Below are 14,893 nucleotides of genomic sequence, written 5' to 3' on the forward strand. Positions count from 1 at the left end.
TATTTGTCTAACAGCTAACTGTACCTGCCACACTATCAAGCCTACTCATGCTTTTCAGTTTCTAGTTTCACCAGAATAAAGGTCAGGTACATTTTGGTTGGTAAAGACAATGCCATGCCAAAAGCCACACACATAGCACTAATCATGATGCCTATTACGCCCATAGTTTCGATTGTCTCGTTGAAATTATGCAAGTATATTCCAAGTAAAATCAAAGAAACACCTAGGGTGATACAGATCTTTAAAATCAATATTAGCTTATCGTCTGTCACTATAGCCCTCCATTATCAGTATCATGTTCGACTAATATAATGAACCTATCGGCCCTATTACACCTTGATTAAGATCAAAAGAAAAGTCGACACTAGATGGCATTCGTCGCTTAATGCCAGATAACTCTGGCGCTTATGCCGTACTCGCCATTGGTTGCCAAATAGCGCTCAAGTCAAAAAATGTGTTGCCATAAACCATCCCGCCTCATCGAAAAATGCTTGGCTCTACTCTAAAAATAGCTAAGCCTTCCCTGCGACTAAATTATCTCCACCAACAAACGTTTATAAATAAAGCAGTAATGCTACATAAGCGTGACGCTATCGTTACCAGTTGATTTTAAACACTAACTGTTTCAATTTATCAAAAGCTGCCTTGATTGATATCATATTCAATATCGGTATTTCTTAATAAAATAAGCTAAAAGTGACACTATTTATTAAGAGGATATAATGAGCAAAGTCAAATTAGCTATTATCGGAAACGGTATGGTTGGCCATCGCTATATTGAAGAATTAATCGATAAAGCAGACATACATAACTTTGAAGTCACTGTTCTCTGTGAAGAGCCACGTGTAGCCTACGACAGAGTTCACCTGTCCTCCTATTTTTCTCATCATACTGCCGAAGAGCTTTCTCTTGTTAAGCAAGGTTTGTACGAAAAGAATGCTATAAACGTATTGCTTGGTGAACGAGCCATCACCATTGATCGTGAAAAAAAAATCATTTATTCCAATACGGGACGTGAGATTAATTACGATAAACTTGTTATGGCAACGGGCTCGTATCCTTGGGTGCCGTCAATCAAAGGTAACCAAGGCAAGGACTGTTTCGTCTATCGAACCATTGAAGATCTCAAAGCAATCGAGTCCACGGCTAAACGTAGTAAAAGTGGTGTAGTTGTCGGCGGAGGACTATTAGGTTTAGAAGCGGCTGGCGCATTAAAAGCTTTAGGTGTTGAAACCCACGTCATTGAATTTGCGCCTGTCTTGATGGCCGAGCAGCTAGACCCTCAAGGTGGTCAGCAATTACGTAAAAAAATTGAACAACTTGGCGTTAAGGTTCATACCAGTAAAAATACCACAGAGATCATTCCTGAAGGTACAGAGGCGCGAAATACCCTCACGTTTGCAGACGGTACTTCACTAGAAGTGGATTTCATTGTCTTTTCAACGGGTATCCGCCCTCAAGATAAACTTGCCAGCCAATGTGGTTTAACCACAGGAAAACGTGGTGGTATCGCCATTAATGATACCTGTCAAACTTCTGATAAAGACGTTTACGCCATAGGTGAATGTGCATCTTGGAATGATAAGTTCTTTGGCCTGGTAGCCCCAGGTTATAAAATGGCTCAAGTCGCTGTCAGCCATTTATTAGAGGAAAACCTGCGCTTTGAAGGCGCCGACATGAGTGCAAAACTAAAACTGCTTGGCGTTAAGGTCGGCAGTATTGGTGATGCCAACGGCCGTACTGAAAATTGTAAAAGTTACGTTTACCTCAATGAACATGAAGACATCTACAAACGTATTATTGTTTCGGAAGATGGTAAGCAACTGCTTGGTGCGGTACTTATTGGTGATACTGCAGATTACGGTAATCTTCTTCAGCTTAAATTGAATAATGTAGAACTACCAGAAAATCCAGACAGTCTTATCTTACCGGCTCATGCTGGCGCAGCTAAACCTGCCATGGGGGTAGATTCTCTCCCCGACTCGGCCGTGATGTGTTCATGTTTTGATGTCACCAAGGGCAAAATTGCCGCTGCTGTCGCCGAAGGTCACACAAGTTTAAATGAAATAAAAGCCTTCACCAAAGCGGGAACTGGATGTGGTGGTTGTGTTCCGCTGATTGCTCAAGTGATTAATAGCGAACTGGCAAAAGCGGGGATTGAAGTTAAAAATCACTTATGTGAGCACTTTGAATACTCTCGCCAAGAGCTTTTTCACCTCATTCGTATTGAAGAAATTAACTCTTTCGAAGCACTGCTAGCTAAATACGGTACAGGTTACGGCTGCGAAGTGTGCAAACCAACCGTGGGTTCCATTCTCGCTTCATGCTGGAATGATTATGTGCTCACACCTCAAAATACCCAGTTGCAAGATACCAATGATATTTTCTTGGGCAACATGCAAAAAGATGGCAGCTACTCGGTAATACCGCGAATGGCAGGCGGTGAAGTGACACCAGCCGGACTATTAGCCATCGCCCAAGTTGCTAACGACTATAACCTCTATACCAAGATCACGGGCGCACAACGTATTGGTTTATTTGGTGCTCATAAAGATGACCTACCAGCAATCTGGAAACGATTAATCGATGCAGGGTTTGAAACCGGACAAGCCTACGCGAAAGCGCTACGCATGGCTAAAACCTGCGTTGGTAGTAACTGGTGTCGTTTTGGGGTGCAAGATAGTGTGGGTTTAGGTGTAGAGCTTGAAAACCGATACAAGGGCATTCGCACTCCACACAAAATGAAATTTGGTGTATCAGGTTGTACCCGAGAGTGTGCCGAAGCCCAAGGCAAAGATCTGGGTATTATCGCAACCGATACCGGATGGAACATGTATGTCGGTGGGAATGGCGGTATGAAGCCTCGCCATGGGGATTTACTCGCTGGCGATCTTGATAAAGACACCCTTATCACATACATAGATCGCTATTTGATGTTTTACGTTCGTACCGCTGATAAATTACAACGGACCTCGGTTTGGTTAGAAAGTCTTAACGGGGGTGTTGATTACCTACGTGACGTTATCGTCAAAGATAAACTGGGTATCAATGCTCAACTCGAAGCCGATATAGCAAAAGCCATCGGCTCATACCAATGTGAGTGGACTACAACACTAGATAACCAACAACAAATTAAACGTTTTAGTCATTTCATTAATAGCGATAAGCATGATGACAATGTCGTCTTTGTAGCTGAGCGCGAACAGCACCGTCCGGCATTCAACCAAGAAAAAGCCAACACTTATTCTATTTCATTGGAGGAAACCCTATGAGCCAGTGGATCACTGTATGTGAGCTAGACGATCTTATTCCTGGAACAGGTGTTTGTGCATTGGTAAACAATAAGCAAATTGCCATCTTCAGACCCGATCATTCCGAGCAATTATTTGCGCTTAATAATATGGACCCCTTCGCTCAATCGAATGTGTTGTCACGAGGCATTATCTGTCAGCACGACAATCAATTATGGATCGCCAGCCCATTGAAGAAGCAACGTTTTTCACTTAAAGACGGTCATTGCTTTGAAAATCCTGAAATCAAGCTTGAGTGTTACTCAGTACAGGTTAAAGACAGCCAAGTATTAGTGAGTTTATAACTAAGCCCTGTGGGAAATAATGATTAATCCTCTTTATTTCCCACGTTTAAATATTAACTAAAATCGAGTATTTACACTTGATGCCCACGGTTAAAATTTTAGATTTTTACAAGAGTATATTGAATGTATGCAGACACGATAAAGAAATGTTCAGCACAAGCTGCACGTATTGTTGAGCTGGCTGATAAAGAAAAAGTGGGGTTTTGGCTAAGTTCAGCCATGGCCGGTGCTTATGTTGGCTTAGGTATCATTTTAATTTTTACCTTAGGTAACCTTGTTGACCCTTCAATTCGTCCCTTAGTCATGGGGAGCACTTTTGGTATCGCCCTCACTCTGGTGATTATTGCAGGTTCAGAGCTTTACACAGGCCATACCATGTATTTAACCTTTGGAGTGAAAACAGGACAGATCACGCTAGGGGATATGGCACGTGTATTACCGCAAACCTGGCTGGGAAATTTACTCGGTTCGGTTGGCGTCGCACTACTTTTCTTCTATGCCGGCGGCGGTAAAATCTTACCGGACAGCAACAGCTTGCTACACAACGTGGCCATTGCAAAAACTGTCGCACCTGCTTCCGTTCTAATATTCAAAGGTATTTTGTGTAACTGGCTAGTTTGTTTGGCTATTTGGATGTGCCAACGACTTGATGGCTCGGCTAAATTCCTCGCGATTGGTTGGTGCTTACTTGCCTTCATCGCCAGTGGCTACGAGCACTCAATTGCGAATATGACCATTTTCGCATTATCTTGGTTTGGTGAACACCAAGACACACTCACATTGGCAGGTATAGGTCATAACTTGTTATGGGTAACCTTAGGCAACACGATTTCTGGTGTTGTATTTATGGGGCTGGGCTACTGGTTCAGCACACCTAAAGCGCAACGACCTATATTGGCAAGCAAACAAGATAAGCTTCAAGCTAGCAAGCAAGCGACATAATATTTCCTTTATCAAGCCAGTAATAGACAATGACTCAGCCCTGGAGCAAACATAAATGAGTACACAAGATCCAATACATACTTCACCTAGTACTCAAATCCAAGGGAAAGTGATCCTTGTCGGTGCGGGACCTGGAGATCCAGACCTACTGACAGTAAAGGCTATGCGTTTAATCCAACAGGCCGATGTCATTGTCTATGACCGCTTAGTTTCAAACGACATAATTGCGCTTATTCCCCAGGGGTGTGAGTTGTTTTTTGTTGGTAAACGAGCAGGGAATCATTGCGTGCCCCAGCAGGAGATCAATCAAATCTTGGTTGAACAGGCGCTTGCTGGAAAGCTAGTGATCCGTTTAAAAGGCGGTGATCCTTTTATTTTCGGCCGTGGTGGTGAGGAGCTAGAAGCCCTACTTCCTTACCAGATACCTTTTGAGGTTGTTCCTGGCATCACAGCTGCTGCAGGCTGCGCGGCTTATGCCGGAATTCCCTTAACCCATAGAGACCATGCCCAAAGCGTGCAATTCATTACCGGTCATCTCAAGGCTGGTGAAGAGCAAATTAATTGGCAATCTCTCGCCCATGCAAAGCATACTTTAGTGTTTTATATGGGGTTAAACCAAAGCGAATTAATTAAAAATAAGCTCAGTGCTTATGGTCTTTCGCTCACTACCCCCGTTGCTATCATAGAGCGAGGCACTAGCACTCAACAAAGGGTATTAACCGGGGATTTGGCCGGGTTAGCACAACTTTCGAGCCTAGCTGAAAGTCCGGCCTTAATTATTATCGGCAGTGTTACTCAGCTCACCCATCAGCTCAACTGGTTCAAGCCAAACACGCCATCAGAAAAATTGGATCATGCTAGCTACCGAGAAATGCATACATATAAACAAGACAGAACAGGTGTCTCCTTAGTGCTTTAGCCCACAGTCACTCAAGGATGAGACAAGCTCATTACGCCCCCTTTATTAGCTGTCTATGACCTAAGACATCTCCAAGTGACCCTATCAGTTAGGTTAAATATGGGCGGCCTTGTTAAAGCTATACACTTTCAGCTGAAAATCACCAGGAATCGGCATGGAAGCGTGCCGTTCTGGCTTCAGCCAAGGTGCAATCTGTTATATGTATCAATTCGGCCAAGGTGATATTGGGATTGTCAGTGAGCAGACGTGCCAGCTTTGCCTCTAAAGGTTCAAGCTTGTCTGCATGATCAAGCAAAGCTGTTTCAATCTTTTGGATAAGATAACGAAAACCGGCTTCCCTTTTCAATAGCTCAGCTTTCAATCCTGCTGAATAGGATTGAATCTTGATGGCTTCACCTGAGAGCCCCCAATTTCTAGAACGTCGAACACGCTTGAGCTCACATTGATATTGCACTGCAATGGCTTTGGCTTGATTGACCTCTTCTCTTCCTATTCGATGAATTAGAGAAGGGAGTGAGATGGTGATGTCTTCATTCATGGCAGCATTTCATTCATAGACAGTTTAAAGTTTACTTGGGTCCCAGATGATCTAGTGTTACCCCCACAAACAGAAACGCCCTCATCACCATGCGGCTTATACAAGTCAGCGCTATGATAAAAAGGGCGTATCTTCAAAAGCCTTAACTGTGGTTGTTAAGTCTGTTTATTTATAAAAAACTTCAACCTTGCCTTTTATCGTCATCAACAGCGGTTGCCCGCGACGATCTAATGCCTTGTGTGATGGGACTTTTACCCAAGATTCACTGATGCAATATTCTTCGACATCAAAGCGCTCTTTGCCGTTGAGTATAATACCTATCTCGTTTTCAAAAATTGCTTCTACATGATGTGGACTGCGGGGATTGCCGGACAGGCGATCTGGTAAAGCTGGTTGCGATTTAGTGTCGTTCATTGTCTAAGTCTGTAGTGAGTAAAGCGTGCGCTATTGTAGGCAATACAGGCCTTATGCTCAAGAGGTGCAGTAATAAATCTAGGTCGACCTTGCCCCCTCTTTACCCCCTCAGCTCTAAACAAGAGCTAGGCAAGCGCTAGATATTTTATAGCGATGCAATTTATAGCGACAAAAAAACACAAACACTGATTTTAAAGCCCGCTATAAGCACCTAGCCGACAGCTTGTCTTATGCTTTGTAATTTGGCGGAACAAGCCATGTTATTTTTAAAATGTATGCCAATAGAGCCGCTTTTAGCGGCTATGTGTCTTATCAAAGAGCAGTTTGATTAGTTAAAAGTCAAAGGCCAACTAAGCTAGCAAGTACCTTAGTTGGCCGGATATGTTTCTGACTGATAATAAGGCATCAGGATACTCACTCCGACAGCCAAGTTATTTATTTTTATTCTTTTTATGTTTGTACCAGTCTTTTTTACTCTTACCACGACTTGAAGCCCAGTCTAAAATTTCAGGATAATCCTCAGATAAATCGACTCTCTCCTTTGGATGTTCCCATATTTGCGGAATGATCATCGCCCAAGGTAAATTATCTTCTGTTTGGTAAAACTTATCCGTGCTTTTATCTGTATCGTCATGAACTGTGCCAAATTGTCTTTTCGATGCATACTTGGTTGGTCGATAACCAGGGAAATGAACCTCAATAACTTCACCATTACCCAGTTTGCGTGAAATAAACGAATTATAAGGTGCTGAACCAAATATATTCTCATCCACTGGATTGTGTAAGTTGATGGTAACAATGAACATAGCACCTGTGACTTTAGGGCTATTGGGTTCCGTATTCGCAAATTCAAAACCGTTGGGGGCAGGTAAGGCATCTTTAATATCTTCGATAATAACAAACATAGTCTGATTACCATCTGCTATCGGCGTTAATGGTACAGCGTTAGAAACGGGCCCCATGGTTGCGGATGCAATATTGGTAATGGGAGTATTAATACTTATCTGAAGTCCGTTCTTATATGACGCTCCCCTCGCGACCGGTTGAAGTTTAAGGATAACTTTACTTATCTGCCCATCAACTTTTGTTTCTGTCGCATTATAATTAATCACCACATCATTAAAATCATAATCACCTTTGCTGGGCCAATAATCTTCAAAGGCCATTGTCCCCATCTGCTCCTCTGCGGGTGAGTAAGCAGTAGTCGTGACTAAGGGAACTGGTACATCGGCAACTTCTAACGGAGATGTATCATAAAGATTAACCTCAAGACCATCACTGAAATTATCCTTATCACTATCAGCATCCAGCGGGTCTGTAAGATGAAGATTAAGTTCTTCATTGTCGGTCAAACCATCACCATCGGTATCCGCCAGTGTCGGGTCTGTGGCTAACTCGTTCACTTCAACGGCATCAAGTAATCCATCACCATCGGTATCAACTAATCCCGGGTCTGTATTAAGAATATTGACTTCATAATCATCTGAAAACCCATCCTCATCCGTATCTAATAACGTCGGGTCTGAATTATAAAATATAACTTCCTCTAAATCGGTCAGCGTATCTTGGTCTGTATCCGTTAACAGCGGATCTGTACCGTAAATAATCACCTCTTCATAATCGGTTAACCCATCATTATCTGTATCTGGATCTGTCGGTGAGGTATTTAAAACATCAGTTTCATCGATATTAGATAATCCATCACCATCGAGATCATCTGGATTTATAATCGCTTCCTCTATGGGATTATCTAATGTTGCTAAGGTATTTTCTAAATCTATTTCACCTTGGGTTTGCTGGGTTTGTACATTCAATGCGTAAACATAAACATCACCAGACAGACTTTTTTTAATCTTTTTATTATGGGCGCCAACGCTAACATAGCTTGCAGAAACAGCCACGGAATGGCCAAAATTGTCCTGTGACGCACCGTCAGCGGCTATAAATGAAAATTGTTCTAGCCAAATATCACCAACAAGATGGAACAGCACAACAGCTCCTGATGATGAATTCACATTTTCAGCGCCTATCACTATATGCTCGCCAACAATCGCTACCGAATTACCAAATTGGTCGCCAGAAAGTCCAGCATTGGCGGTTAACTTAGCTTGATTTGTCCATGCATCATCTTTTCGTTTATAGATGTAAACCGCCCCCTTATTAGTCTCATTATTTCCATGTGGATCATTTTCCATCCTGGCACCAACGACCGCATAATCTTTAGAAATAGCGACTGATAATGCGTAATTGGCAGCACGAGTAACTAAGCCGCCTTTTAATGTGGCTTGTTTAGTCCAAGTATCATCATAATCATCATATTTATAAATATAGGCAGAACCTTCTTTAGTCTTACCTGACTCTCCATCGCCAATGATCAAATAGCCTTCAGAGATACTGACAGCGGCTCCAAATTGTTTACTCTTGAACTCAGAATCAGGAGTGATAGTGGTATTTAATACCCAAATAGAGCCAGTACGTTTGTAAACATAAACAGCGCCATCATCATTCGAGCCTCCTGGCGAAGCTATGACCGCAAGATCGCCCGATATGCTGACTGATTCTCCAAAATAATCATTACTCGTAGTGCCTGGTTTAGTCATTTCACTCTGCTGACTCCAGATACCATTTTGGTAATTAAAGATATAAACAGCACCAGTTTGCCCACCTTGAAGCTGGGCACTGATAATGACACTCTGATCTGAAATCGCCACTGCACTGCCAAATTGCTTAATTGCATTCTGGGTCTCTGAGGTAGGATTTAGACAAGTCGTCATTGACCAAATGTTTTGATTGCGTAAAAAAACACACGTTTCACCCTGATCACTTTGTTTTCCCGGCGTTCCAACAATAATAAAAGACTCAGTAACAGCCACTGAAGTACCAAAATTTGCAAATGATTTAGTCGCATCATTTGCAAGCTGACTCTGGAGGATAGGTTCAGCATTAAGCGACAGATGCCATAAGCTAGTCATTAGCAATATGGTAAATAAAGACACGTCTGAATATTTTTTTATATTAGCCATAATCGTTTACTCAACTAAATAGTAAATATGATTTGTTTTATCTATAGGTAGATCTAGCTCTGCGTAACTATCGCCATCAATAACGACTACCATGGATTCTATATAACTGGGTACAGACATCGAACTGGTATATTTCATTGCATTGTTTATTTCAGATTTTTCTAGCAGATTGATCGGCGTATTGGTAGTAGGATCAGTTTCTGAATAAACTGATATCCTAGTAACCCCTTGCATCTGACTGAAAGAAATATCAATTTTCACCGTTCTCTGCATATCAAACCTGAAGCCATCTTCAATTAAAATCTCGTCAAAAGATTTCACTGACACAGGATCTGGTTCACTAGGCTCTTCTACTACGGCTACAATAGGCTCCTCTACTACGGGTTCAGTATCTTCCTCTCCACCTGAGTGCGAACAGCCCATAAAAATCATTACAAACAACACGGTACAACAACGCATCATCAATCGACTTAGATTATCCATAGCTGGTATCCTTTTGGAAAATTTGAGTCGGTACTCGGTAAGCAGGGAGTTTATAGCCTCACGAAAACCTATCTTCAAGTCTAAAAGGCAATGTTTACGCCAACTGAAAAATATTAATGAATACGATTTTAAGATAAGACCAATAAGATGGCTAAATCACTGTTAACTAAGGCGGGAAAGTGGACAGATTAAATATTCAATGAGATGAGTTAACTTAAGAAGTCTTGTCGACAGACAATAAAGTGTTTAATTTTCCCTGCATAATTCGCAATTTGCGATGCATATAAAAAAGTACATATTTCATAATGAAAATACTGTCACTCAAGCAGCAGACTAGGGACGAGTGACTGGGCTACCAAGTTCGATTTAACCAAGCCGAGATTTAAGGATAAGAAGATAATTAGACACACATAATTATTCTTATACGCTTTAGTCTGCGCCGTTTATCTAAATCGACTTGTTGAAAGGTTGATTTATCAAGGTTCTCAATAGAGAATAGCAGCAAGTTAGACTAGTTTATTCAGTAGTATAGAATTGGAGTTCTTATTAAATGACAAAATGGGCAACACGTTTTCTACAGATGGCAGAGCTCGTTGCATCTTGGAGTAAAGATCCCTCCACTCAAGTTGGTGCAGTGATCACCGAAGATAACCGTATTGTCTCTTTAGGCTTCAACGGCTACCCACACGGGATCTCCGATAGTGCCGAAACCGATAACCGTGAGATGAAGCTGCTAAAAACCCTCCACGCAGAAGAGAATGCCATTCTCTATGCTAAGCGTGATCTCAGCGGCTGCGAGATCTGGGTTACTCACTTCCCCTGCCCCAACTGCGCTGCAAAGATCATCCAAACAGGTTTGAGCACAGTGCACAGCCCAGAACCAAGCAAAGACTTCCTGTCACGCTGGGGAGATAAGATTAAAATAAGCCAAGATATGCTCGACCAAGCCGGTGTTAAAGTCGATTGGATGCAACCAGAGCCTTCAGCGTCTGCTTGATTAAGAGCCTTCAGCGGCTATTGCATAAAACGCCTTCAGAGGCTGTTTCATAAAGAGCCTTCAGCGTCTGCTTGATCAAGAGCCCTCAGCGTTTATTTGATAAAACGCCTTCAGCGCCTTAAAAAGCTCCGTTTAAACCACGGAGCTCTTCGCCATTTTCATTAAAAGAGCAGCGTCACTAGGCACTATCTAGCCATCTATGACAGTTAGCCGTCCCCTTAGCACCCTTGCCATCACAGCATTTGTGAATCCATTCATATCAGACAGCAGCCCTCCTTGCCCTACTCTATTATTAGAAAAGAAAAGAAAAGAGAAGAAAAGAGAAGAAAAGAGAAGAGAAGAGAATTTCACGAATTTGGTGGCCGCTGGCCATAAGCAAAAGAATGGTTCCCGGCTACAAGCATCACCGGGATGACGGCTTAAAGAGCACAAATCCCACTCCATCGCTGTCCCTGCGATCGGGGATAAGTACCTCCATGTACAACTCCCCTCATTCACCATCCATGGCGATCGGGGATAAGTACTTCCATGTACAACTCCCCTCATTCACCATCCATGGCGATCGGGGATAAGTACTTCCATGTACAAAAAAGCGAACCACACAGGTTCGCTTTTTTATGCTTTAGCTCAATGAAGCCAACTACTCAATAATTGCGTCGCTGGCGATGATAACTCTTAGTAACAGAAGTATTATCAAGCCCAATAAATCCCACTCCATCGCTGTCCCTGCGATCGGGGATAAATACCTCCATGTACAAAAAACGCACCACTAAGGGTGCGTTTCATCATAATTGCGTCGCTGGCGATGATAACTCTTAGTAACAGAAGTATTATCAAGTCCAAGCAGCAATTATGTAATTGCGTCGCTGACGATGATAACTCTTAGTAACAGAAGTATTATCAAGCCCAAGCAGCAATTATTATTCGTAGTCAGCAATTGGGATGCATGCACAAAACAAATTGCGATCACCAAACACATCATCGATACGGTTAACCGTAGGCCAAAACTTGTTTAGCTTAACTGCTGCTGTCGGGAACACAGCTGTCTCACGGCTGTATGGACGTGAGTCAAACTCAGGATCCATGATGTCAGCCAAAGTATGCGGTGCGTTGCTCAGCGGGTTGTTGTCTACTGGCCACTCACCAGACTCGACACGGGCCGCTTCGCCGCGAATAGAGATCATAGCTTCGATGAATCTGTCCAGCTCAACCTTAGACTCAGATTCAGTGGGCTCAATCATAAGCGTACCCGCAACTGGGAAGCTCATGGTTGGCGCGTGGAAACCGTAATCGTTAAGACGCTTAGCGATATCCATCTCAGTGACGCCAGAAGCTTCTTTAAGCGGACGCAAATCTATGATGCACTCGTGAGCTACGCGATCGTTACGACCTGTGTAAAGCACTGGGTAGTGCTCAGACAGCTTCTTCATCACGTAGTTAGCGTTAAGCAGTGCCATCTGAGTCGATTGTCTCAGGCCTTGCTTGCCGAGTAACTTGATGTACATCCAAGTGATAGGCAAGATTCCTGCGCTACCGTATGGCGCCGCAGATACTGCACCGTTATTGTCAGACTCTAAACCATGCTTAACCACAGTGTGGCCAGACAAGAATGGCGCCAGGTGTTTCTTAACACCGATTGGGCCCATACCTGGTCCGCCGCCGCCATGTGGGATAGCGAAGGTCTTGTGCAGGTTAAGGTGAGACACATCGGCACCGATAGAACCTGGCGATGTTAAACCTACCTGAGCGTTCATGTTGGCACCATCTAGGTAAACCTGACCGCCGTGTTGATGAATCACTTCACAAATCTCACCAATCGTCTCTTCGTACACGCCGTGAGTCGATGGGTAGGTGACCATGATACAAGACAGGTTATCGGCAACTTCTGCCGCTTTTGTCTTGAGGTCTTCCATGTCTATGTTGCCGTCTTTATCACAGGCGGTAACCACGATCTTCATGCCAGCAAGCTGAGCGGAAGCTGGGTTAGTGCCGTGTGCCGACTGAGGAATTAGACAGATATTTCTGTGTGCGTCGCCGCGAGACTCATGGTACTGCTTAATCGCAAGCAGACCGGCGTACTCGCCCTGTGCACCTGAGTTAGGCTGTAGTGATACAGTGTCATAACCTGTGATATCCACTAACCAGTCAGAAAGCTCGCTGACAAGTTGCGCGTAACCTTGTGCCTGATCTTGTGGGCAGAATGGGTGCATGTTAGCGAACTCAGGCCAAGTGATAGGCATCATCTCGGTGGCAGCGTTCAGCTTCATGGTACATGAGCCCAATGAGATCATTGAATGGTTAAGGGCTAAATCCTTGTTCTCGAGACGCTTGATATAACGCATCATCTCGGTTTCGCTGTGGTAGCGATTAAACGTTGGGTGAGTCAGAATCGCGTCTGTTCGGATAAGCGCTGCTGGCACCGATGTGCTGCCATTAGCCACTATGTTGCTATCGAGCGTGGCAACATCCAGACCATGACCTTCGCCAAGTATGATGTCGAACAGCTGAGCTACATCTTCACGAGTAGTGGTCTCGGCCAAGCTGACACCTAGCACTTTATCAGAGCCGGCATCAGCATCTATGCGCAGGTTAACACCTTGGGCTTCAGAGCGAGTCTTGATAGCCGCGGTGTCTAAGCCTTTAATCGATATGGTATCGAACCAGGTATTGTTAACCAGAGTGACACCCTTGGCTGTTAGGCCAGTGGCAAGAATATCGGTCAGACGATGAATACGCTCGGCGATAGTCTTAAGACCCTGTGGGCCGTGGAATACGGCGTAAAAAGACGCCATATTCGCTAGCAATACCTGAGCGGTACAGATGTTTGAGTTCGCTTTTTCGCGGCGGATATGTTGCTCACGAGTCTGCATCGCCATACGTAGGGCGCGGTTTCCGCGAGTATCTTGTGACACACCGATAATACGGCCAGGCAGTGAACGTTTATATGCGTCACGGGTGACGAAGAAGGCGGCGTGTGGACCACCGAATCCCATAGGAACACCAAAACGCTGTGAGTTACCCAAGACTACGTCGGCGCCCATTGAGCCCGGCGACTTAAGCATAACTAGAGACATGATGTCGGCGGCAACTGCAACTACGGCCTTCTTCTCATGTAGCGCGGTGAATAGCTCGGTGAAATCTGTGATTTGACCAAAACGGTTGGTGTACTGGAACAGGGCACCAAAGATGTCATGGTTAGCGGCATCAGCTGCTGGACCCACGATAATATCGAAACCGAAACACTCGGCGCGAGTCTTGATCACATCCAGTGTCTGGGGGAACACGTCATCGGCAACGAAGAAGATGTTGGCTTTCTTGGCTTTAGAAACACGCTTGGCCAATGCCATAGCTTCGGCTGCAGCAGTGGCTTCATCCAGTAATGATGAAGACGCTAAGTCCAGACCAGTAAGGTCCATAGACAGCTGCTGGAAGTTAAGGATAGCTTCTAAACGACCCTGAGCAATCTCTGGCTGGTATGGCGTGTAGGCCGTGTACCAACCTGGATTTTCGAGCACGTTACGCTGGATAACAGTAGGGACTAGAGTACCGTAGTAACCCATGCCTATGTAGCTCTTATTAACCTTGTTCTTATCTGCAATGGCGCGGATATAGGCCATGCCTTCGGCTTCGCTGACATGATCGCCAACGGCAAGGTCGCGATTCATACGAATCGACTCTGGCACTATCTGCTCGGTAAGATCTTCTAAAGACTCAGCACCGACAAAATTCAGCATCTCTTGCTGCTGCGCGCTATCCGGGCCGATATGACGGCTGAGGAAAAGATCGTGCTGCTCAAGCTTAGTAAGCGTTTCAGTGGTCATGATAACCTAATTCCATATTTGCCAGTATCCGCCTGTAGGGGGGCTAAGGTACCGGTCTAATTGTATTATTGAATAAAAAGTTTTCTTATCTTATGTATAGCTAAATAACTTCCAGCATTTTAAAAGTCACTTAGCTATATAAGCAACAAAGCCTCATTTTT

General features: G+C 43.9%; 11 protein-coding genes. 5 read left to right on the forward strand and 6 right to left on the reverse strand.

Going from position 1 to position 14,893, the window contains the following annotated elements:
- Positions 1–41: 41 nt before the first annotated feature.
- The gene (locus SVI_RS16600) at positions 42–272 is read right to left on the reverse strand and encodes a hypothetical protein (protein ID WP_013052782.1); all 231 of its coding nucleotides are present in this window, start codon (positions 270–272) and stop codon (positions 42–44) included.
- Between the two features lie 450 nt (positions 273–722).
- On the opposite strand from SVI_RS16600, the gene nirB reads away from it, so the two are divergent.
- The 4 genes from nirB (at position 723) to cobA (ending at position 5,456) form a co-directional block, all read left to right on the forward strand.
- Positions 723–3,272, forward strand: a complete 2,550-nt coding sequence (gene nirB, locus SVI_RS16605; protein WP_013052783.1) for a nitrite reductase large subunit NirB — start codon at positions 723–725, stop codon at positions 3,270–3,272.
- Complete coding sequence (nirD, locus tag SVI_RS16610) at positions 3,269–3,595, forward strand: nitrite reductase small subunit NirD (protein ID WP_013052784.1); 327 nt, start codon at positions 3,269–3,271, stop codon at positions 3,593–3,595. The genes nirB and nirD overlap by 4 nt, the downstream gene beginning before the upstream one ends.
- 123 nt (positions 3,596–3,718) lie before the next feature.
- Positions 3,719–4,537 carry a nitrite transporter NirC gene (gene nirC / locus SVI_RS16615; RefSeq protein WP_013052785.1) on the forward strand — a complete coding sequence of 273 codons (819 nt, stop codon included), beginning with the start codon at positions 3,719–3,721 and terminating at the stop codon, positions 4,535–4,537.
- 55 nt (positions 4,538–4,592) lie between these two features.
- Positions 4,593–5,456 carry a uroporphyrinogen-III C-methyltransferase gene (gene cobA / locus SVI_RS16620; protein WP_013052786.1) on the forward strand — a complete coding sequence of 288 codons (864 nt, stop codon included), beginning with the start codon at positions 4,593–4,595 and terminating at the stop codon, positions 5,454–5,456.
- A 139-nt stretch (positions 5,457–5,595) separates the two neighbouring features.
- Here cobA and SVI_RS16625 read toward each other — a convergent pair whose 3' ends face one another.
- From SVI_RS16625 to SVI_RS16640, 4 genes are all read right to left on the reverse strand, one after another.
- Entirely contained in the window at positions 5,596–5,994 is a 399-nt protein-coding gene (locus SVI_RS16625; RefSeq protein ID WP_013052787.1) for a ribosome recycling factor family protein, read from the reverse strand.
- Positions 5,995–6,159: 165 nt separating this feature from the next.
- Positions 6,160–6,408 (reverse strand): DUF3297 family protein, encoded by a 249-nt coding sequence (locus SVI_RS16630; RefSeq protein WP_013052788.1) that lies wholly within the window; start codon positions 6,406–6,408, stop codon positions 6,160–6,162.
- Positions 6,409–6,839: 431 nt separating this feature from the next.
- On the reverse strand, positions 6,840–9,431 hold the full coding sequence (locus SVI_RS16635) for an LruC domain-containing protein (RefSeq protein WP_049791117.1): 2,592 nt from the start codon (positions 9,429–9,431) through the stop codon (positions 6,840–6,842).
- A 6-nt stretch (positions 9,432–9,437) separates the two neighbouring features.
- Positions 9,438–9,914: a hypothetical protein gene (locus tag SVI_RS16640; protein ID WP_013052791.1), complete on the reverse strand. Its 477-nt coding sequence runs from the start codon at positions 9,912–9,914 to the stop codon at positions 9,438–9,440.
- A gap of 550 nt (positions 9,915–10,464) precedes the next feature.
- On the opposite strand from SVI_RS16640, the gene SVI_RS16645 reads away from it, so the two are divergent.
- Entirely contained in the window at positions 10,465–10,911 is a 447-nt protein-coding gene (locus SVI_RS16645; RefSeq protein WP_013052792.1) for a dCMP deaminase family protein, read from the forward strand.
- A 920-nt stretch (positions 10,912–11,831) separates the two neighbouring features.
- On the opposite strand, the gene gcvP is transcribed toward SVI_RS16645, so the two are convergent.
- Positions 11,832–14,732 (reverse strand): aminomethyl-transferring glycine dehydrogenase, encoded by a 2,901-nt coding sequence (gcvP, locus tag SVI_RS16655; protein WP_013052794.1) that lies wholly within the window; start codon positions 14,730–14,732, stop codon positions 11,832–11,834.
- Positions 14,733–14,893 lie beyond the last annotated feature (161 nt).

The sequence above is a fragment of the Shewanella violacea DSS12 genome, from assembly GCF_000091325.1.
GTDB lineage: Bacteria > Pseudomonadota > Gammaproteobacteria > Enterobacterales > Shewanellaceae > Shewanella > Shewanella violacea.

Coding starts and splice junctions, on each gene's coding strand:
- nirB (WP_013052783.1), top strand. CDS start 723: ATGAGCAAAGTCAAATTAGCTATTATCGGAAACGGTATGGTTGGCCAT.
- nirD (WP_013052784.1), top strand. CDS start 3,269: ATGAGCCAGTGGATCACTGTATGTGAGCTAGACGATCTTATTCCTGGA.
- nirC (WP_013052785.1), top strand. CDS start 3,719: ATGTATGCAGACACGATAAAGAAATGTTCAGCACAAGCTGCACGTATT.
- cobA (WP_013052786.1), top strand. CDS start 4,593: ATGAGTACACAAGATCCAATACATACTTCACCTAGTACTCAAATCCAA.
- SVI_RS16625 (WP_013052787.1), bottom strand. CDS start 5,994: ATGAATGAAGACATCACCATCTCACTCCCTTCTCTAATTCATCGAATA.
- SVI_RS16630 (WP_013052788.1), bottom strand. CDS start 6,408: ATGAACGACACTAAATCGCAACCAGCTTTACCAGATCGCCTGTCCGGC.
- SVI_RS16635 (WP_049791117.1), bottom strand. CDS start 9,431: ATGGCTAATATAAAAAAATATTCAGACGTGTCTTTATTTACCATATTG.
- SVI_RS16640 (WP_013052791.1), bottom strand. CDS start 9,914: ATGGATAATCTAAGTCGATTGATGATGCGTTGTTGTACCGTGTTGTTT.
- SVI_RS16645 (WP_013052792.1), top strand. CDS start 10,465: ATGACAAAATGGGCAACACGTTTTCTACAGATGGCAGAGCTCGTTGCA.
- gcvP (WP_013052794.1), bottom strand. CDS start 14,732: ATGACCACTGAAACGCTTACTAAGCTTGAGCAGCACGATCTTTTCCTC.